At 68.3% G+C, this 17,541-nt stretch carries 19 protein-coding genes; 5 read left to right on the forward strand and 14 right to left on the reverse strand.

The features are described from left to right. The first annotated feature begins 33 nt into the window (after positions 1-33). From BVE01S_RS10325 to BVE01S_RS10335, 3 genes are read left to right on the forward strand one after another with little or no spacing between them, the layout of a single operon-like run. The gene (locus tag BVE01S_RS10325; protein WP_240612166.1) at positions 34-813 is read left to right on the forward strand and encodes a dienelactone hydrolase family protein; all 780 of its coding nucleotides are present in this window, start codon (positions 34-36) and stop codon (positions 811-813) included. 58 nt (positions 814-871) lie between these two features. Continuing rightward, a complete protein-coding gene (locus BVE01S_RS10330) occupies positions 872-1,351 on the forward strand; it encodes an Rrf2 family transcriptional regulator (RefSeq protein ID WP_066627179.1) in 480 nt (159 codons plus the stop codon). After that, complete coding sequence (locus BVE01S_RS10335) at positions 1,329-2,270, forward strand: NAD(P)/FAD-dependent oxidoreductase (protein WP_244878375.1); 942 nt, start codon at positions 1,329-1,331, stop codon at positions 2,268-2,270. The genes BVE01S_RS10330 and BVE01S_RS10335 overlap by 23 nt, the downstream gene beginning before the upstream one ends. Here BVE01S_RS10335 and BVE01S_RS10340 read toward each other — a convergent pair. The 5 genes from BVE01S_RS10340 to typA form a co-directional block, all read right to left on the reverse strand. Continuing rightward, the gene (locus BVE01S_RS10340) at positions 2,267-2,731 is read right to left on the reverse strand and encodes an OsmC family protein (RefSeq protein WP_066627182.1); all 465 of its coding nucleotides are present in this window, start codon (positions 2,729-2,731) and stop codon (positions 2,267-2,269) included. The two genes, BVE01S_RS10335 and BVE01S_RS10340, sit on opposite strands and share 4 nt — an antisense overlap. Then, a complete protein-coding gene (gene trpS, locus BVE01S_RS10345) occupies positions 2,731-3,774 on the reverse strand; it encodes a tryptophan--tRNA ligase (protein WP_066627383.1) in 1,044 nt (347 codons plus the stop codon). The genes BVE01S_RS10340 and trpS overlap by 1 nt, the downstream gene beginning before the upstream one ends. A gap of 125 nt (positions 3,775-3,899) precedes the next feature. After that, positions 3,900-5,495 (reverse strand): murein biosynthesis integral membrane protein MurJ, encoded by a 1,596-nt coding sequence (gene murJ, locus BVE01S_RS10350; protein WP_066627185.1) that lies wholly within the window; start codon positions 5,493-5,495, stop codon positions 3,900-3,902. A 36-nt stretch (positions 5,496-5,531) separates the two neighbouring features. Beyond that, entirely contained in the window at positions 5,532-8,237 is a 2,706-nt protein-coding gene (gene glnD / locus BVE01S_RS10355) for a [protein-PII] uridylyltransferase (RefSeq protein ID WP_066627193.1), read from the reverse strand. Positions 8,238-8,288: 51 nt separating this feature from the next. Beyond that, on the reverse strand, positions 8,289-10,121 hold the full coding sequence (gene typA / locus BVE01S_RS10360) for a translational GTPase TypA (protein ID WP_055755091.1): 1,833 nt from the start codon (positions 10,119-10,121) through the stop codon (positions 8,289-8,291). 233 nt (positions 10,122-10,354) lie between these two features. Here typA and BVE01S_RS10365 point away from each other — a divergent pair, with 233 nt between their 5' ends. Beyond that, entirely contained in the window at positions 10,355-10,660 is a 306-nt protein-coding gene (locus BVE01S_RS10365) for a UrcA family protein (RefSeq protein ID WP_167544801.1), read from the forward strand. Here the strand turns inward: BVE01S_RS10365 and BVE01S_RS10370 are convergent. The 5 genes from BVE01S_RS10370 to BVE01S_RS10390 all read right to left on the reverse strand — a co-directional run bounded on the left by BVE01S_RS10370 (position 10,657) and on the right by BVE01S_RS10390 (position 13,562). After that, the gene (locus BVE01S_RS10370) at positions 10,657-11,154 is read right to left on the reverse strand and encodes a GNAT family N-acetyltransferase (protein WP_066627198.1); all 498 of its coding nucleotides are present in this window, start codon (positions 11,152-11,154) and stop codon (positions 10,657-10,659) included. The genes BVE01S_RS10365 and BVE01S_RS10370 overlap by 4 nt on opposite strands. Continuing rightward, the gene (locus BVE01S_RS10375; RefSeq protein WP_066627203.1) at positions 11,154-11,588 is read right to left on the reverse strand and encodes a DUF1178 family protein; all 435 of its coding nucleotides are present in this window, start codon (positions 11,586-11,588) and stop codon (positions 11,154-11,156) included. The genes BVE01S_RS10370 and BVE01S_RS10375 overlap by 1 nt, the downstream gene beginning before the upstream one ends. A 6-nt stretch (positions 11,589-11,594) precedes the next feature. Then, positions 11,595-12,434, reverse strand: a complete 840-nt coding sequence (locus tag BVE01S_RS10380) for a carbon-nitrogen hydrolase family protein (RefSeq protein ID WP_066627205.1) — start codon at positions 12,432-12,434, stop codon at positions 11,595-11,597. 3 nt (positions 12,435-12,437) lie between these two features. Then, a complete protein-coding gene (gene grxC, locus BVE01S_RS10385; RefSeq protein ID WP_066627207.1) occupies positions 12,438-12,695 on the reverse strand; it encodes a glutaredoxin 3 in 258 nt (85 codons plus the stop codon). Between the two features lie 72 nt (positions 12,696-12,767). Then, positions 12,768-13,562 (reverse strand): ComF family protein, encoded by a 795-nt coding sequence (locus BVE01S_RS10390; protein ID WP_066627210.1) that lies wholly within the window; start codon positions 13,560-13,562, stop codon positions 12,768-12,770. On the opposite strand from BVE01S_RS10390, the gene BVE01S_RS10395 reads away from it, so the two are divergent. Then, positions 13,561-14,463 carry a methyltransferase domain-containing protein gene (locus BVE01S_RS10395; protein WP_066627214.1) on the forward strand — a complete coding sequence of 301 codons (903 nt, stop codon included), beginning with the start codon at positions 13,561-13,563 and terminating at the stop codon, positions 14,461-14,463. The genes BVE01S_RS10390 and BVE01S_RS10395 overlap by 2 nt on opposite strands. Here BVE01S_RS10395 and BVE01S_RS10400 read toward each other — a convergent pair. From BVE01S_RS10400 to BVE01S_RS10415, 4 genes are read right to left on the reverse strand one after another with little or no spacing between them, the layout of a single operon-like run. Then, positions 14,460-14,648: a Flp family type IVb pilin gene (locus BVE01S_RS10400; protein ID WP_039246696.1), complete on the reverse strand. Its 189-nt coding sequence runs from the start codon at positions 14,646-14,648 to the stop codon at positions 14,460-14,462. The genes BVE01S_RS10395 and BVE01S_RS10400 overlap by 4 nt on opposite strands. A 25-nt stretch (positions 14,649-14,673) precedes the next feature. Beyond that, positions 14,674-15,087 carry a (deoxy)nucleoside triphosphate pyrophosphohydrolase gene (locus BVE01S_RS10405; protein WP_066627217.1) on the reverse strand — a complete coding sequence of 138 codons (414 nt, stop codon included), beginning with the start codon at positions 15,085-15,087 and terminating at the stop codon, positions 14,674-14,676. Then, positions 15,084-16,478 carry a bifunctional glutamate N-acetyltransferase/amino-acid acetyltransferase ArgJ gene (gene argJ / locus BVE01S_RS10410; RefSeq protein ID WP_066627219.1) on the reverse strand — a complete coding sequence of 465 codons (1,395 nt, stop codon included), beginning with the start codon at positions 16,476-16,478 and terminating at the stop codon, positions 15,084-15,086. Before argJ ends, BVE01S_RS10405 begins: the two co-directional genes overlap by 4 nt. 1 nt (position 16,479) lies before the next feature. After that, positions 16,480-17,376: a peptidylprolyl isomerase gene (locus tag BVE01S_RS10415; protein ID WP_205678552.1), complete on the reverse strand. Its 897-nt coding sequence runs from the start codon at positions 17,374-17,376 to the stop codon at positions 16,480-16,482. Positions 17,377-17,541 lie beyond the last annotated feature (165 nt).

Below are 17,541 nucleotides of genomic sequence, written 5' to 3' on the forward strand. Positions count from 1 at the left end.
TCTGAATGGGGAAATGCGCAAGAGGGGCTGGCGTTGGAGCGCAAGCTGCGGCGTAAATCGGGAATGGACGATCTGAAGCGCCGCTGGGCCCGCCTCGAACCCCACATCACCGTCGTAGGCCCCGACGACGACCGGCCCCGCCCGGCGGTGCTGCTGTTCCATGGCTGCGGGGGGCTGCGCGATCACCTGCCCCGCTATGCCGAGGTCGCCAAGGCGGCGGGCTGGCGCGCCTTCATCATCGATTCCTACGGCCCGCGCGGCTGGGGTCGGGCCTTTACCCTAGCGGCGGTCTGCACCGGCCTGTCGTTCCGGGGCTATGAGCGTGTGGGCGACGTCCTGGCGGCGATCCGGGGCGTTTCGGCCCGCCCTGATGTCGATGCGACAAAGCTGGCCCTCGCCGGCTGGAGCCACGGCGGCTGGTCGATCATGGAGATGATGAGCGGCGCGCCGACGCCCGGCGCCTTTGGCGTGATCGATCCCGCCGAGGCCAGCCTGTCCGGCGTCAAGGCGGTGTGGCTGGCCTATCCCTACATCGGCCCGTTCGCCTTCAACCGGCTGAAGCCCTGGCGGCATTGCCCGCGCGTTCTGGCCGTCACCTGCAAGCGCGACCACTTGACGACTGTGCGCAACGCCGAACAGGTCAACGCCATGATCCGCAACTGCGGCTCCCAGGTCGAAAGCTGGATCGCCGGGGGTACCCACGCCTTCGACGAACCCACCAACAATGGGCCGATGCGCCACGATCCGACCCTGACGGCCGAGGCCCTGCGCCGGTTTGGCGCCTTCCTGACCGACGCCGTCCCACACGGCTGAAAAAGAAAACTGACCCGCGCTCTTGACGGGCGATCCATCACGTAACAATTTTAGTTACATGAAAAGGGATTCCCGGCTGTCCAACATCCTCCACGCCCTGCTGCACATGGCCGAGCATGAGACACGCACCGGCTCGCCCATGACCTCGGACCAGCTGGCGGTCTGCCTTTCGACCAATCCCGTGGTGGTGCGCCGAACCATGGCCGGCCTGCGCGAGCAGGGATTGGTGGCGTCGGAGAAGGGGCATGGCGGGGGCTGGCGTCTGTCGCGACCGCTGGATCAGGTCACCCTGGGCCAGGTGAACAAGGCCCTCGGCGGCGCGGATCTGTTTCCGGCCGCTCCGCCTGTCGAGGCCGACGGCTGCCTGGTCGAGGCGGCGGTCAATGACGCCCTGGCCGAGACCTACGCCGCCGCCCGCGCCCTGCTGATCGCGCGTCTGAACGACATAACCCTGGCCGATCTGGCGGCGGATTTCTCGCGCCGCATGGCCGAACATCCCAAGAGAGACCTCCTGCATGCCCACGCCCGAAAGTCCTGACGTCATGCCGCACGACGCCCTGATCATCGGCGGCTCCTATGCCGGCCTGTCCGCAGCCATGCAGCTGGTCCGCGCGCGCCGCCGCGTTCTTGTTATCGACGACGGCAGGCCGCGCAATCGGTTCGCCGCCCGCGCCCATGGCGTTCTGACGAATGACGGAAAGCCCGGCGCTGAGATCACGGCGTCCGCCCGGTCTCAGGTCGCGGCCTATCCGACCGCCGCCTTCCGCATGGCGGAGGCGGTCGAGGTCGAACGGATCGATGGCGGTTTCTCGGTCGCCTTCGCTGACGGCACACGGACAAGCGGTCGCCGGCTGCTGCTGTCGCACGGGGTCGAGGACGTGCTGGCCGACATTCCGGGAGTGAAGGAACGCTGGGGCCGCACCGCCCTGCACTGTCCCTGGTGCCACGGCTATGAGATCGGCGGCGGCCGCATCGGCGTGCTGGGGCGCGGCGATCACGCGGTCCCGTATGCGGCGACGGTCGCCGAATGGGGCCAGGTCACCCTGTTCATGGATCTCGACGTGGGCCTGTCGCCCGAAGACGCCCATCTGCTGGATCGACGCGGGGTCACCATCGAGGCCACGCCCATCGCGCGGCTGGAGGGCGAGGCGCCGGACCTGAGCGGCGCGCGGCTGACCGACGGACGGTTCGTCGAGCTGAAGGCCATCTTCGTCGGCGCCAATGTGCGCGTCGCCAGCCCCTTCGCCGAGCGTTTGGGCTGCGAGATGACCGACACGCCGATGGGGCGAGTGATCAAGGTGGACGCCATGCAGCAGACGACCCAGCCCGGCGTCTTCGCCGCCGGCGACCTGGCGCGCGCCGCCTCCAACATCACCCTGGCGACCTCGGACGGCATGATCGCCGCCCACGCCCTGTTCAGGTCCCTGGTCGAGGAAGAGACGGCGGTCGCCGCCTAGCCGATCGTCGCCTCGACCGTGATGGTCGCGCGGACCGAATGGGCCATTTCGCAATGGTCGTGCGCCTGATGATGCAGGGCGTCGATCTCGGCCTGATCGGGCTCGCGGCCGGTGAAGCTGATGAAGGGGCGCAGCGTCACCTCGGCGAGGTAGCGCTTGCCGTCATCGTCCTTGCCCATCTTGCCCGAAGCCTCGTCGACATAGGTGTCGACCACCAGGCCGGCGTTGGCGGCGAAGGCCAGGAACCACAGCATGTGACAGCTGGACAGAGAGGCGATCATCGCCTCTTCCGGATCGACGCCGGCCGGATCGGACATTGGCACGGGCACGCTGGAGGGCGCCGACGACCCCGGCACCACCGCTCCGCCGTCGAAGCTCCAGGAATGGGCCCGGCTGTAGCGCTTGTCCAGGAAGGGCTGGTCGCCGCGGTTCCAGACGACCTTGGCTTCATAGACCCCCATTACGCCCTCCAGAAGCCGACGATCTTCTTGACCTCGTCCACCACGGGATCGGCGACCTCGGCGGCGCGTTCGGCGCCGGCCTTCAGCACGCGGTCGATCTCGGCCGGATCGTCCATCAGACGGCGCATCTCGGCCGTCACGGGCGCCAGCGACGACACGGCCAGGTCCGCCAGCGCCGGCTTGAAGGCGCCGAAGCCCTGGCCGCCGAACTGTGCGATCACCTGTTCGCGGGTCAGGCCCGCCAACGCCGCATAGATGGCGACCAGATTCTTGGCCTCGGGCCGTTCGTTCAGGCCATCCAGCGTTTCCGGCAACGGCTCGGGATCGGTCTTGGCCTTCTTGATCTTGGAGGCGATCGTGTCGGCGTCGTCGGTCAGGTTGATGCGGCTGTTGTCGGACGGATCCGACTTGGACATTTTGGCCGCCCCGTCGCGCAGGGACATGACGCGGGTCGCCGGTCCCTGGATGATCGGCTCGGGTACGGGGAAGAAGCCGGGAACGCCGAAGTCGTTGTTGAACTTGGCGGCGATGTCGCGGGTCAGCTCCAGATGCTGCTTCTGGTCCTCGCCGACCGGCACCTCGGTGGCCTTGTACAGCAGGATGTCGGCCGCCTGGAGCACGGGATAGGTATAGAGACCGACCGAGGAGCGTTCCTTGTGCTTGCCCGACTTCTCCTTGAACTGGGTCATCCGGTCGAGCCAGCCGAGGCGGGCGACGCAGTTGAAGATCCAGGCCAGTTCCGCATGGGCGCGCACGGCCGACTGCGGGAAGATGGTCGCCTTTTCCGGATCCAGGCCCGAGGCCAGATAGGCGGCGGCGATCTCGCGCGTCTGGGCGGTCAGTTTGGCGGGATCCTGCCACACGGTGATGGCGTGCATGTCGGCGACGAAGACATAGACCGGCGCGCCCTGGTCCTGCAGTTCCACGAACCGCTTCAGGGCGCCGAGGTAGTTGCCCAGGTGCAGCGCGCCTGAGGCTTGGATGCCGGACAGGATGCGGCGCGGGCCGTCATAGGTCGCAACGGCGGGGGTTTGGTCGGTCATGGGATCGGGTCTCGGAAGGTCGAAAGGCAGGCGTGGCGAGGCAGGCGGCGGCTCAGCCGCGCCATCGCAGGTCATGGATCAGGCCCGAGGTCGTCATGGCCTCGCGCTTATCGGTTCGCCGCCTGTCAGTCCAGACCGGAGACCGCGCCGCCGCCGGGCGCGCGCTTCAGCGTGGCCTTCAGTTCCGAGATGGTGACGGCCCGGAACGCCAGCAGGCAGAAGCCGTAAAGCCCGGCCCCGGCGCCGCAGACCACCAGGACGGCGATCTCCTTGGCCAGGAACAGGCGGCTAAGCTGCGGATAGAAGACGTCGGCGGCGAACAGCAGGGCGGCCATCATGGCGCTGGCGGCGATCACGCGGGCGATGCGTGACAAAAAGGCCGGCGACGGCCGCCAGCTGTTTTCGCGGATCAGGACGCCGCCCAACAGAGCGACGTTGACCCAGGCCGAGGTGCTGGTGGCGATGGCCAGGCCCAGCACTCCGTCCCAGCCCTGACGGCGGAACCAGAAGAACAGGGCCGAGCCCAGGATGACGGTGATGACCACGCTGGCCACGGCGAAGATCATCGGACGGCGCGTGTCCTGGCGCGCGAAGAAGGGCGGGGTCAGAACCTTGGCCAGGACGAAGGCCGGCACGCCCCAGGCGAACTGACGCAAAACGTCGGCGGTGCGGGCGGCGTCGGCCGAGGTGAAGGCGCCCCGCGTCACCGTCGCGTCGATGATGAAGAAGGGAATGACGAACAAGGCCACCGCCGCCGGCAGGGTGAAGGCCATGGCCAGGTTGATGCCGTCGTCCAGCGTCTTCTGCCCGCCCTCGTGATCGCCGTCGACGAAGGCCTTGGTCAGGCGCGGCACCAGGGCCAAGCCGATGGCGACGCCCACCAGGCCCAGCGGCAGTTGATACAGCCGGTCGGCGTTATACAGCACCGAACGCGCGCCCTCGTCCGACCCGGTCAGGAACTGCGACACCAGAGAGTTGATCTGCAGCGCCCCGCCCGCCAGGGCGCCGGGCACGGCGAGCGCCAGGGTGTGACGCACATTCGGCGTGATGCGCGGCAGGCCGATCTTGAGCCGCACGCCCAGACGCCGCACGCCCCACCACAGCAGACCGGCCTGGATCAGGCCCGAAACTGTCACCGCCGCCGTCACCATCAGCAGCACCGTCTCCTGCGGGATCGGCATGATCAGCGGCGGCATCAGGGCGGCCAGGGTGCACAGGTTCAGAAATACCGGCACGGCCGCCGACAGGGCGAACCGACCGCCGGTGTTCAGTACGCCCGACAGCAGCGAGGCCACGGTCATACAGGCCAGATAGGGCATGGCCAGTTGGGTCGCGATCACGGCGGCGCGCAACACCTCGGGCTGGCCCTGATAGGCCGACAGCAGCCACGGCATGATCCACGGCATCACGACCTGCAGCAGGATGCAGAAGCCGGCGACCACGGCCAGCATGAAGCTGAGCGCCTCGGACGCCGTGACGGCGGCCGCTTCCTCGCCCTCGCGCGCCCGAACCCCGCCATAGACCGGCACGAAGGCCTGGGCGAAGGCGCCCTCGGCGAACAGGCGGCGGAACATGTTGGGCAGCATCAACGCCGTGGTGAAGGCGTCCATCATCGGTCCCTGGCCGAAGCGCGCCGCCAGCGCCATGTCGCGCACGAAGCCGAGAATTCGACTGCCCAGCGTCAGGGTCGACTGCACCAGGGTGTTTCGGGCGAGGCTCATGCGGACATTCGACAGGGCGCGGAGGAAGGGTGTCGCTTAGCGCGCTTGTTCGCCGGGCGATACGGGCTTTGCGCGCGGGCTGCGGCGGCCCAGGTCGGAGACGTCGCGCGCACTGGCGCGGGCTGAGGCGACCTTGCGTCCGGCGGGCGCGGGCGCGCGACTGTCCAGCACGGCCTCAAGCGCGGTGCGCAGTTCGGCGATCCGCTGTTCCGAGGTGATCTTTCGCCCTTTGCGATCCACGACGTAAAAACTGTCCACCGCCCGCTCGCCATAGCTGGCGACGTGGGCGGAGCGGATGCTCAGGCCTTCGTCGTTGAACACGCGCGACAGGTCCGCCAGCAGCCCCGGTCGGTCTGCACAGGACACCTCGACCACGGTGGCGACCTCGCTGGCATGGTGATCGACCATGACCACGGGCCGGACTTCGAAGGCGGCCTTGCGCGCATTGCCGGTCGGATCGGGCGCCTGGCCGATGCGACCCTCGCCCCGCGCAGCCTTTTCCAGCGCCTCGACCAGGGCCTTCAGGCGACGCGGTTCAGCCTGGCCATAGGGCAGGCCCGCTCCGTCCTGAACGCGAAACACGTCCAGGACGACGCCGTCCTCGGTCGCCACCCGGGCGTCGGTCACGTCGGCGCCCAGGGCGGCCATGGTCTGGGCCAGGTCGGCGAACAGGCCCGGTCGGTCGGCGGCGGCGATGGAGATTTCGGTCGTCTGGACCGTCAGCCCCTGCACCGGCGCGGTGGGCGCGCTCTCGGCGGCCGCGCCCGTTTCGCGCGCCCGCTGGACCAGGGCCGGGTGCGCCGCCAGCGGATCCTCGCGCGTCACGTCCTCACCCCGGAACAGGGCGGCGACCTGGTTGTAGAGGGTGCGCATCAGCTGACCCTTCCAGCCGTTCCACACGCCCGGCCCCACGGCCCGAATATCGGCCACGGTCAGGACCAGCAGCATCCGCAGGCGCTCGGGATCGCCGACCAGTTCGGCGAAGGCGCGGATGGTCGCCGGGTCCGACAGATCGCGCTTCTGGGCATAGTCCGACAACGCCAGATGGCTGCGCACCAGCCAGACAACCAGTTCGATCCGGCGCGGATCGACGCCCAGCCGTTCGCACGCCCGACGCGCGGCGATGGCGCCGTCCTCCAGCTGCCCCCGTTCGCCACCCTTGCCCACATCGTGCAGCAGCATGCCCAGCATCAGGGCTTCCATGTCCGAGATCAGATGCACGATCTCGCTGGCCATCGGGTGGTCGGTCTTCAGCTTGCCGCGCGCGATGTCGTTGATGATGCCGATGGCCTGAAGCGTGTGCTCGTCGACCGTATAGGCGTGGTACATGTTGAACTGGGTCTGGCCGACGATCCGCCCCCATTCGGGCAGGAACCGGCCCAACAGGCCCGTCTCGTTCATGATGGTCAGGACGCGATAAGGCCGCTGCCCGTGCGCCAGAACGTCCAGGAAGGCGCGCGTCGCCGCCGGATCGCGCCTCAGCCGGGGCGTCACCAGCGACAGCGACCGCGTCACCGCCGAAAAGGCGTCCGGATGCAAATCCAGGTCGTGCTTGTCGGCGCAGACGAACAGGGTCAGCAGCTTGACCGGATCGGCGGCGAACACCTCCGGCCCCTCGACCGACAGACGCCCCTGATCGATCCAGAACCCCTCGACCTCCAGCTTGCGCCGGGGGGCGGGCCGGAACGGCGCCATCAGACGCGACAGGCCGTGCGCCGTCTTCTGGTGGCGCGCCTCCAGCTTAGCCGACATGGCGCGCGTCAGGGCGCCGACGTCGCGGGCCACCAGAAAGTATCGCCGCATGAACCGCTCGACCGCCGGTTCGTCGCCGCGCCCGCGCCAGCCCATACGTCGGGCCACCTCGGGCTGCATGTCGAACGTCAGCTTCTCTTCGGCCCGGCCCGCGATCAGATGCAGATGGATGCGGACACGCCACAGGAAGTCGAACGCCTCGTCCGACGTCCGTCGCTCGCGCGGGGTGAACAGCTCGTCCATCACCGTGGCGCCCAGCCGGCTTTCGGGCGCCAGGGACCGGGCGATCCAGTACAGGGTGTTCAGGTCGCGCAAGCCCCCCTTGCCGTCCTTGACGTTGGGTTCGACCTTGTAGCGGGTCGAGCCGGCCTTTTCGTGCCGGGCGGCCCGCTCCTCCAGCTTGGCGGCGATGAAGGGGCGCGGATCGGATTTCGACACCATGTCGCGAAACCGGCCGATCATCAGCTGGGCCAGCGCCTCGTCCCCCGCCAGCGGACGCGCCTCCAGCAGGGTCGTCCGCACCGTCATGTCGGTGCGCGACAGGCTCAGACACTCTTCGACCGAGCGCACCGCCGACCCAACCTTGGCCCCTAGGTCCCACAGCACATAGAGGACGAACTGGATCACCTGCTCGCCGCGCGGCGTCGCTTTGGACGATCTCAGAAACAGCAGGTCGAGATCGGAATGGGGCGCCAGCACGCCCCGGCCGTAGCCGCCGACCGCGACCAGGGCCAGCCGCTCGGCCTCGACCGGCGAGGTCGGCCACAGCGTCTGGGTCGCCACCCGCCACAGGCCGGCCAGCATCTCGTCGGCCGCGGCGGCGTACAGACGCGCCACATCGCGGCCCTTCATGCCGCCGTCCAGCTTGCGCTCCGCCCGGGCGCGGGCGGCGTCATAGGTCTCGCGCAAAACGACAGAGACCGCTGCGCGCGGGTCTTCCGCGCGGGCGGCCTCGTCAAGGCGGTCATCCAGACTGGGCGAGGCGTTCATGTCAGCCGTCTATAGGCCGCATCCCACCGCACGTCAGTCAGGGATTGCTGACTACTCCGGGCGAACGCGCTTCTTGCGGAACGACGGGTTCAGCGTCTGCTTGCGCAGGCGGATGGACTTGGGCGTCACTTCAACCAGTTCATCGTCGTCGATATAGGCGATGGCCTGTTCCAGCGACATCTGGCGCGGCGGCGTCAGGCGAACGGCCTCGTCCTTGCCGGAGGCGCGGACGTTGGTCAGCTGCTTGCCCTTGATCGGGTTGACGTCCAGGTCGTCCCAGCGCGCGTTCTCGCCGATGATCATGCCCTGATAGGTCTTTTCGCCGGCGCCGACGAACATGATGCCGCGGTCTTCTAGGTTCCACAGTGCGAAGGCGGCGGTTTCACCGTCCGAGTTCGAGATCAGAACGCCCTTCAGACGACCGGCGATCGCGCCCTTGTGCGGCTCATAGTGGCTGAACACGCGGTTCAGTACGCCCGAACCGCGGGTGTCGGTCAGGAACTCGCCCTGATAGCCGATCAGCGAACGCGACGGCGCCTTCAGGCTGATGCGGGTCTTGCCGGCGCCCGACGGGCCCATGTCGGTCATTTCGGCCTTACGGGCCGACAGCTTCTCAATGACGATGCCCGAGAACTCGTCGTCGACGTCGATCATGACGTCTTCGATCGGCTCCAGCTTCTCGCCGTTCTCGCCGGTCTGGAACACCACGCGCGGACGCGAGATCGAAACCTCGAAGCCTTCGCGGCGCATGTTCTCGATCAGAACGCCCAACTGCAGTTCGCCACGGCCGGCGACTTCATAGGCGTCGCCGCCTTCGGTCGTGGTCACGCGGATGGCGACGTTGGCCTCGGCCTCCTTCAGAAGGCGATCACGGATGACGCGCGACTGGACCTTGTCGCCTTCGCGACCGGCCAGGGGGCTGTCGTTGACCGAGACGGTCATGGAGATGGTGGGCGGATCGATCGGCTGGGCGGGCAGAGGCTCGGTGACTTCCATCGCGCACAGGGTGTCGGCCACGGTCGCCTTGGACATGCCGGCGATGGCGACGATGTCGCCCGCTTCCGAACCCTCGTCCAAGGCCTGACGCTTCAGGCCGCGGAAGGCCAGCACCTTGGTGATGCGGCCGCGTTCGATTTCCTTGCCTTCACGGTCCAGGGCGTGGATCGCCATGCCGGGAACGGCCTTGCCGCTCTCGATGCGGCCGGTCAGCAGACGGCCCAGGAACGGATCGCTTTCGATCAGCACGTCCAGCATGCGGAAGGGCTTGTCGCGGTTGGCCTGGACGGCGGGCGGCGGGACGTGATCGACGATCAGGTCGAACAGCGGGGCCAGATTGTCGTTGGGCTGGTTCAGGTCCAGCGTCGCCCAGCCGTTGCGGCCCGAGGCGTAGATGTGCGGGAAGTCCAGCTGCTCGTCCGTCGCGCCGATGGCGGCGAACAGGTCGAAGGTCTCGTTGTGGACGCGGTCCGGATCGGCGTGGGCGCGGTCGACCTTGTTGATGCACAGGATCGGGCGCAGGCCCATCTTCAGCGCCTTGGTCAGCACGAACTTGGTCTGGGGCATGACGCCCTCTTCGGCATCCACCAGGATGACGCAGCCGTCCACCATGCCCAGGATGCGCTCGACCTCGCCGCCGAAGTCGGCGTGGCCGGGGGTGTCGATGATGTTGATGCGGGTTTCGCCCGCCTTGCCGTTCCAGAGCACCGAGGTGCACTTGGCCAGGATGGTGATGCCGCGCTCTTTTTCCTGGTCGTTGGAGTCCATCGCGCGCTCGGTCTGCGCCTCGTTGGCTCGGAAGACGCCGGACTGGGCGAGCAGTTGGTCCACCAGGGTCGTCTTGCCGTGGTCGACGTGGGCGATGATGGCGACGTTGCGCAGGTTCATTTGAGTATCGCGAAAAGGCGCGGCCGGCATACGGGCGGCCGCTGGTCATGAAAAGGCATGCGGGAGGCGCGCGCCTCTTACAGGCATGTGGACAGAAAGACCAGAGCGGGCGTTCGCCGCGCTGATCGCCGCCTTACCGATATTTCATCCGCGACGCCGCATCTGACGCCGCTGACGGACGCCTCCCTCCTACGACGGGCCTGACGCAGGCCCATTCCGATGGGGAGATGACGATGGGTTTGATGATCGCAGCCGCGCTTGCCGCCGCCCTTGCCGCGGGCGAGGCGCCGGACATGCATGTGGATGCCGAGGGGCTGAACATGGCCCGACCGGGCGAGGCGATGATCCTGGCCGGCCGCATCCGCGCCGCCAGCCGCGACTGGTGCGCCGTCCATCGCGCGGTCCTGACCCCCGACAGCCTTGGCGACGCCAGCGTCTGCGAGCGTGAAATGAGACGCCGGGCCTATGTCGCCCTGCCCCGTCCTCAACGCATCTATTTCGTGCGCGCGGGCGGCCAGACCGCGCTCAATCGGCGCTAGAGCGGTCGCAGCATATAGCGGGCGTCGGCGCCGTAGCTGGCCAGTTTGGCCGCCATGGCCTCGGCGGGTTGCTCGACGAAATCTTGTCGCGACCAGAATCCGACAGCGTCATTGACCGCGACCAGGGCGATGGCGGGCCAGCCGTCTTCCGTCGCCTGTTCGGCCAGCCGCTCAACGATGGCGCCGGTCACGCCCCCGCCCCGCGCCTCGGGGTGCAGAGCAAGATCGTGCAGATAGATCAAATCCGGCTGGGGCGGCAGGCCTTCGATCACCGTGTTCAGCGGCGGCGCGCTCTCGGCCTTCCACGGATAGGCGATCAGATAGCCCCGCGCGGCGCCCTCGCTCTCCGCCAGCACGAAACAGCCGCGCGGATAAAGCGCCAGCCGGTTTTGGAAACAGGCGCGATCCTCGAAATGGTCGGGAAACGACAGCCGCGCCACCTCCACCACCGCATCGATGTCCGTCGGCCGCATAGGCCGCCATTGCACGGTCATCAGTTCACCTTGGACGGGTCTGGCAGAGCGTCAGGCAGGGCGGAAACCGGAACGCCGTCGTCCTTCAGCTTCTTCACCTCGGCGGGCGTGGCCTCGCCATAGATTTCGCGCTTCTCGGATCGGCCCTCGTGGATGTCGCGCGCCTCGCGGGCGAAGGTGTCGCCGACGTAGTCGAAGTTGGCCTCGACATGGGCGCGGACCTCGCGGGCGGCGGCCATCATCATCGTCTGCATCTTGGCGGCGACGTCAGAGGCGGGATCGGCCTTGCGGGCGCCGCTGATGGCCGGGGCCATGATCGCCTTTTCCACCGCGCGCGAACCGCAGAACGGGCATTCCACCAGCCCCCGCGCCGCCTGATCGTCATAGTCGGTCGAGGAGCCGAACCAGGCTTCGAAGGCGTGGGCTTGGTCGCATTTCAGGGCGTAGCGGATCATGGGGCGTTAAACAGCGGGCAGGAAATCGCGATCGTGGGTCAGGCTGGGCACGGCGGCGCGCGCCCTGGCCACGGCCTCCATGTCCAGTTTCGCACGCACGATGCAAGGTTCGTCGTGATCCGCCTTGGCGATGATCTCGCCCCAGGGTCCGACGACGGTGGATCGCCCCCAGGTTCGGCGAGCATCCTCGTGCAGTCCGCCCTGCGCTGGGGCCAGGACGAACGCCCCCGTCTCGATGGCGCGGGCGCGTAGCAGGGTCTCCCAATGCGCCTCGCCCGTCGGGGCGGTGAAGGCGGCTGGCACGGCGATCACCGACGCCCCGGCCTTGGCCAGCTGGCGGTGCAGATGGGGAAAGCGGATGTCGTAGCAGATGGTCAGGCCCAGCCGGCCCCAAGGCGTGTCCGCCACCGACGCCCCGTCGCCGGGCCTCACCGTCGCGCTTTCGCGATAGGTCTCGCCATTGGGCAGGTTCACGTCGAAGACGTGCAGCTTGTCGTATCGGGCCACGATCCCGCCCGACCCATCGATCAGCAGCGACCGATTGGCGGCGCGGCCATCTCCCGCCTGGCCAGACCGGACGATGGCCGAACCGATCAGTAGCCAGACGCCTAGTTCCGCCGCCAGACGACGCAGACCCAGAACGGCGACGTCCTCGTCCTCGGTCGTAATCGCCGCATCGCGCCGGTCTCGGCGCTGCTCCAGGACATTGGTCCCCTCGGGCGTCAGGATGAACTTCGCTCCGCCCGACGCCGCCTCGCGGATCAAGGGCTCAACATGGGCCAGCGCCGCTCGCGCCGTCGCCGGCGTGCGCGTCTGGATCAGGGCGATGTCGAGCCCGCTGCTCATGGATCAGGCGGCCAGAAGTCCGTCCAGCTTGCCGTCGCGATCCAGCGCGTGGATCTCGTCGGAACCGCCGATGTGCTGGCCGTCGATGAAGATCTGCGGGAAGGTCATGCGGCCGCCCGACTTCTCGACCATCTCGGCCTTCTTGTCGGGATCGTTGGAGGCGACGATCTCGGTATAGTCCACGCCCTTTTTCTTCAGCAGCGACATGGCGCTGAAGCAGTAGGGGCAGCCAGGCTTGGTGTAGATGACGACGTCGGCCAAGTTCAGATCTCCAAAATAAAATCGAGCGCCCTCAAGCAGCGAGCCGCCGCGCGGCGAGCGATAGGGCGCTCTTCACATAGTCAGTTCACGGGCGTTTCGCACCCGCGCGATGACGGCGAGGTCCACGGCGCGCGCTCCGGCGTCGATCAGGGCGCGCGCGCAGGCCTCTCCGGTCGCGCCCGTGGTCAACACATCGTCGATCAGAAGGATGCGTCGCCCCCGGATCCGACGCCGGCCCGCCTCGGTCACGGCGAAGGCCTGCTTGACGTTCAGCCGCCGCCCGCGCTGGCTCTTGCCGCCCTGGCTGGTCGTGTGGGTCGTGCGGACCAGACCGTCGGGCAAATAGTCGCGGTCGGCGTGCCGGGCCAGCGGCCGGGCGATTTCGGCGGCCTGATTGAAGCGCCGCGACAACAGGCGAAACCGATGCAGCGGCACGGGCAGGATCACATCCGCGTCTTCTACCAGATCGGCGGCGGCGCGTCCGATCCAGCGCGCGAACAGGGGCGCGAACTGTTGCTGGTCCCCGTGCTTGAACCTCAGGATCAGGCCGCGCGACGCCTCGTCATACAGGCAAGCCGCGCGCGCTCTCTCGAACGCATAGGGCTTGGCGATACAGGCGGCGCAGCGATCCTCGGCGAAGGCGCCGCCGTCAAAGTCGAATGCCGCCCCGCAGCCGTCGCAGACCGGCGCCTCCAGAAATTTGATCCGGCTCCAGGCGTCGGGCGTCAGGCCGGCCGCAGCCGTCGCCTCTCGGCTGTCGTGCGCCATCGGCGGCAGGATCAGGTCGGCCAGTCCCCGCCCCGCTCCGCGCAAGTGACGGCCCGCCCCTTCCCAGGCGCGTCGCCAGCCCCCATCCTGTGCGTCCATGACCGCCCCCCAATCCCCTTCCGAAGGCCCCCCGCGCATCTTCGACGCCGTTCGACGTCAGGCGCGGCTTGTGCGGTCCGCCTCCCGGTTCCCCCAAGCCGACTTCCTGCACGCCCGCGCCGCCGCCAACGCCGCCGAGAGCCTGGAAGCCATACTGCGCGATTTTCCCGTTACGGTCGATCTGTCCGCCCATCCAGGCGTGTTCGATGCGGCGGTGCGGTCCAGCGACGCTGCGGGACGGGTCGGCCCCGTCCAGACGCCCGTCTCCCTGGCCCAGCGCGCAGCGCCGGGTGCGGACGCGCTGCCGCTGGCCGACGCCTCGACCGATCTGATCGTCTCCCTTTTGACCCTTCACTGGGCCAACGACCTGCCTGGCGCCCTGGCCCAGATCCGGCGCGCGTTAAAACCGGACGGCCTGTTTATCGGCACGCTGTTCGGCGCGGGCACGCTGAAAGAGCTTCGCGCCGTCCTGACCGAGGTCGAACTGGAAGAGCGCGGCGGAGCCCAGGCGCGGGTTTCGCCCTTCGCTGACGGCTATGACGGGGCGGCCCTCTTGCAGCGCGCCGGGTTCGCCCTGCCGGTATCGGACGTGGATCGGTTCACCGTCCGCTACGCCGACCTGTTCGCCCTGATCCGCGACCTGCGCGCCATGGGGGAGACCAATGTGCTGCACGGACCCGTTCGGCCGTTGAGCCGCCGTATCGTGGCGCGCGCCGCCGCCCTCTATGCCGAGCGATACGGTCTCGACGACAGCCGCATACCGGCGACGTTCGAGATCATTCACCTGGCCGGCTGGAAACCCCACGACAGCCAGCAGAAGCCCCTGCCGCGCGGCTCGGCCAAGACGCGGCTGGCCGATGCCCTGGGCGTCAAGGAAATGACGGGCGAAGAGCCGGACTAGCTGATCGCGGCCTGTATGGCGGCGCTCAGCTTGTTCACCGTCGCGGCCAGGCCGCCGTTCTGGCTGTTCGCCAAGGCGCTGATCGAAGTCACGATCGCCAGGAAGATCAGGGCGCAGAGCAGCCCGTATTCGATGGCTGTGGCCCCGCTCTCATTGCGCAGGAACCGGCCGATAAGACGTCGCATGGCCGGCCTCCCTGGTCGGCGGTGGTCAGAGCAGGTCGCGCAACCAGGCGACCAGAGGTTCGTCCGCCGGGGGCATGGGATAGTCCGAAAGTTTGCTCGGCTTCACCCAGGCCAGGCCGTCGTGTTCACGCGCCGTGACCACGCCGTCCCACCGTCGGCACAGATACAATGGCATCAACAGGTGAAACGAATCGTAAGCGTGACTGGCGAAAACGAACGGCGACAGACAGTTTTCGCTGACGTCGATGCCCAGCTCTTCCTTCAGCTCGCGGATCAGGGCCTGTTCAGGCCGCTCTCCGGGCTCGACCTTGCCGCCCGGAAACTCCCACAGACCGGCCAGCTTCTTGCCCTCGGGACGCTTGGCGATCAGAACCCGCCCATCCACGTCAATCAGGGCGACGGCGACGACCAGGATGGTGGGAAGGGGCGCAGCGGTCACGAGCGATAGTCGCCGTTGATCTCGATGTAGCCCTTGGTCAGATCGCAGGTCCACACGGTCGCCGACGCCCGGCCCGAACCCACGTCGACGGTGATGTCGATTTCGGGGTTCTTCATATAGGCGGTCATCTTGGCCTCGTCGTAGGTCGGGGACGGGGCGCCGTCGATGGCGGCCTGGTGCGGACCGAACTTGATGGCCAGGCGGTCGCGATCGACCGGTTCCTCGGTCTTGCCCACCGCCATGACGACCCGGCCCCAGTTGGCGTCCTGACCGGCGATGGCGGTCTTGACCAGAGGGCTGTCGGCGATGGACTTGGCCAGCTTGCGGGCCGAGGCGGGCGAGGCGGCGCCGTCCACCGTCACCTTGACGAACTTGGTCGCGCCTTCGCCGTCGCGCACCAGCTGGTGCGCCAGGTCCAGCATCACCTTGTCCAGGGCGGCCGAGAAGCTCTTCAGCCGGCGATCCCCAACCCGCCCGATTCGCGGCGCGCCCGAGGTCCCGGTGGCGAACAGCAGGGCCGTGTCGTTGGTCGAGGTGTCGCCATCCACCGTCACGCTGTTGAAGGTGGTGCGTACATGCAGGCCCAGCAGAGCCTGCAGCACGTTCGGATGGATGTCCGCATCGGTGACGATGAAGGCCAGCATGGTCGCCATGTCCGGCGCGATCATGCCTGATCCCTTGGCGATGCCGGCGATCCGGACCTTGTAGCCCTCGATCTCGGCCTCGGCGTAGGAACCCTTGGGGAAGGTGTCGGTGGTCATGATGCCGCGACCCGCCCGGGCCCAGGCGTCCGCCTCCAGCCCGTTCTCGATCTCGGGCAGTTTGGCGACGATCTTCTTGTCGTCCAGCACCACGCCGATCACGCCGGTCGAGGCCAGCATGACGTCGCGTTGGCGACAGCCGAACCGTTTGGCGACCTCCGAGGCCGTGCGCCGCGCCGCGTCCGCGCCGGCCTTGCCGGTGAAGGCGTTGGCGCATCCGGCGTTGATCACCAGGGCGCGCACATCCTTGCCGCCCTCGGCCCCGGCCAGATGCTTCTTGCACCAGTCCACGGGCGCCGAGCCGATCTTGTGGCGGGTGAAGACCCCGGCGCAGCTGGTCCCCCGCGCGAACCGGAACACCACCAGGTCGTCGCGCTCATGCTTGTAGAAGCCGGCGCGCGCGGTCGCGATCTCGACCCCGCCGATCGGCGGAATGGTCGGGAACGGCATGGCCAGGGGCGAGATGGCCAGACCCGGCTTGCCGGCGGCGGCCGGCGCAGGCGCGGCGGCTGGCGCCGCATCCGATCCCGGCGTGCGGGTTGCGCGCTTCAGCGCCGTGGCGAACGGGTCCAGCGCCTTTTCGAATGCATGCTCGATCTTCTGGCCGGTCGTAGAGGGAGGCTTGGTCATGTTAGGCGCCCGGAGAAGCGGAAGGAGCAGGCGATGCGGGCGGCGTCTGCGCGGGCAGGCGGACATCCACCTTGGCCTTGCCGCGAAGTTGTTCCAGCAACTGTCGCACGCCCTCATAGGTCAGATAGCGCACGATTTGCGGTCGGGCCTGTTCCAGCGTCGGCGGGTTTTCCTTGCGCCGGTCCTCAACCCTCAGAACGGCCCAGCCGCCCTCGGTCTGGAACGGCCCGACGGTCGCACCGGCCGGCTTGTCGCGCAGAGCGTCGGCATAGGCTTGCGGCATCACGTCCAGCGTGGAATACCCCAGGTCGCCGCCGGAGAACCGCGTCGCCTCGTCGATCGACCGCTCCGCCGCCACCGCCTCGAAGCCGGCGCCCTGGCCCAGAATGCCGATCACGGCGTCCGCCTCGGGCTTTGTGCGCGACAGGATCAGCCGCACGCGGATCTCTTCCGAGGTCTTCGCCAGCCGCAGCTGCTCATTATAAAGAGTCTGCACCGCCTGGTCCGAGACGGCTTTGTTGACCACGCTCTCGACCAGCATGTCGCCTAGGATGCGCTCGCGCGTCGCTTCCAGACGCCGCTGCGCCAGAGGCGAGGAATCCAGCCGCCGCCGCTGCGCCTCTCCGGCCAGCAGCTTTTGGTCGATCACCTCGTCCAGCACCCGGCGGAAGAGATCCGACGTCGTGTCCAGCGTCTCGTCCTCGCCGATCAAACCTTGGGCAACCGCCTCGCGCTTCACGTCCGAGGCCCAGATGGTCTCGTCCTGGACCGTGGCCACAGCCTGGTCCCCCTGTTCGGGCGGCCGGTTGTCGCCGCCGCGCGAACAGGCGGCGGTCGAAAGCGCCGCCGTCAGCACCGCCGCTGTCAGAAGACGTGAAGATCGCCGGAAGGGGGTCAAGGGGGCGCTCCGTCGAAGGCGGCCGAAAGCCCCTCGCGTTGACAGGGGTTAGGCCGGTGCTTAAGTCCCGCCTGCGCCCAAGTCGAGGGGTTTTGATCGTCTGCGCGGCCCTTCGCGCGCGCCTGATGCGGCGCTCCGGGGCTGCGGTCGGTCAGGGCCTCTCTC

Source organism: Brevundimonas vesicularis NBRC 12165, from assembly GCF_001592205.1.
GTDB lineage: Bacteria > Pseudomonadota > Alphaproteobacteria > Caulobacterales > Caulobacteraceae > Brevundimonas > Brevundimonas vesicularis.

What these genes read in the sequence shown, in the direction of transcription:
- BVE01S_RS10330 (WP_066627179.1), top strand. Translation starts at nt 872, where the DNA reads ATGAAAAGGGATTCCCGGCTGTCCAACATCCTCCACGCCCTGCTGCAC.
- BVE01S_RS10335 (WP_244878375.1), top strand. Translation starts at nt 1,329, where the DNA reads ATGCCCACGCCCGAAAGTCCTGACGTCATGCCGCACGACGCCCTGATC.
- BVE01S_RS10340 (WP_066627182.1), bottom strand. Translation starts at nt 2,731, where the DNA reads ATGGGGGTCTATGAAGCCAAGGTCGTCTGGAACCGCGGCGACCAGCCC.
- trpS (WP_066627383.1), bottom strand. Translation starts at nt 3,774, where the DNA reads ATGACCGACCAAACCCCCGCCGTTGCGACCTATGACGGCCCGCGCCGC.
- murJ (WP_066627185.1), bottom strand. Translation starts at nt 5,495, where the DNA reads ATGAGCCTCGCCCGAAACACCCTGGTGCAGTCGACCCTGACGCTGGGC.
- glnD (WP_066627193.1), bottom strand. Translation starts at nt 8,237, where the DNA reads ATGAACGCCTCGCCCAGTCTGGATGACCGCCTTGACGAGGCCGCCCGC.
- typA (WP_055755091.1), bottom strand. Translation starts at nt 10,121, where the DNA reads ATGAACCTGCGCAACGTCGCCATCATCGCCCACGTCGACCACGGCAAG.
- BVE01S_RS10365 (WP_167544801.1), top strand. Translation starts at nt 10,355, where the DNA reads ATGGGTTTGATGATCGCAGCCGCGCTTGCCGCCGCCCTTGCCGCGGGC.
- BVE01S_RS10370 (WP_066627198.1), bottom strand. Translation starts at nt 11,154, where the DNA reads ATGACCGTGCAATGGCGGCCTATGCGGCCGACGGACATCGATGCGGTG.
- BVE01S_RS10375 (WP_066627203.1), bottom strand. Translation starts at nt 11,588, where the DNA reads ATGATCCGCTACGCCCTGAAATGCGACCAAGCCCACGCCTTCGAAGCC.
- BVE01S_RS10380 (WP_066627205.1), bottom strand. Translation starts at nt 12,434, where the DNA reads ATGAGCAGCGGGCTCGACATCGCCCTGATCCAGACGCGCACGCCGGCG.
- BVE01S_RS10395 (WP_066627214.1), top strand. Translation starts at nt 13,561, where the DNA reads ATGACCGCCCCCCAATCCCCTTCCGAAGGCCCCCCGCGCATCTTCGAC.
- BVE01S_RS10390 (WP_066627210.1), bottom strand. Translation starts at nt 13,562, where the DNA reads ATGGACGCACAGGATGGGGGCTGGCGACGCGCCTGGGAAGGGGCGGGC.
- BVE01S_RS10400 (WP_039246696.1), bottom strand. Translation starts at nt 14,648, where the DNA reads ATGCGACGTCTTATCGGCCGGTTCCTGCGCAATGAGAGCGGGGCCACA.
- argJ (WP_066627219.1), bottom strand. Translation starts at nt 16,478, where the DNA reads ATGACCAAGCCTCCCTCTACGACCGGCCAGAAGATCGAGCATGCATTC.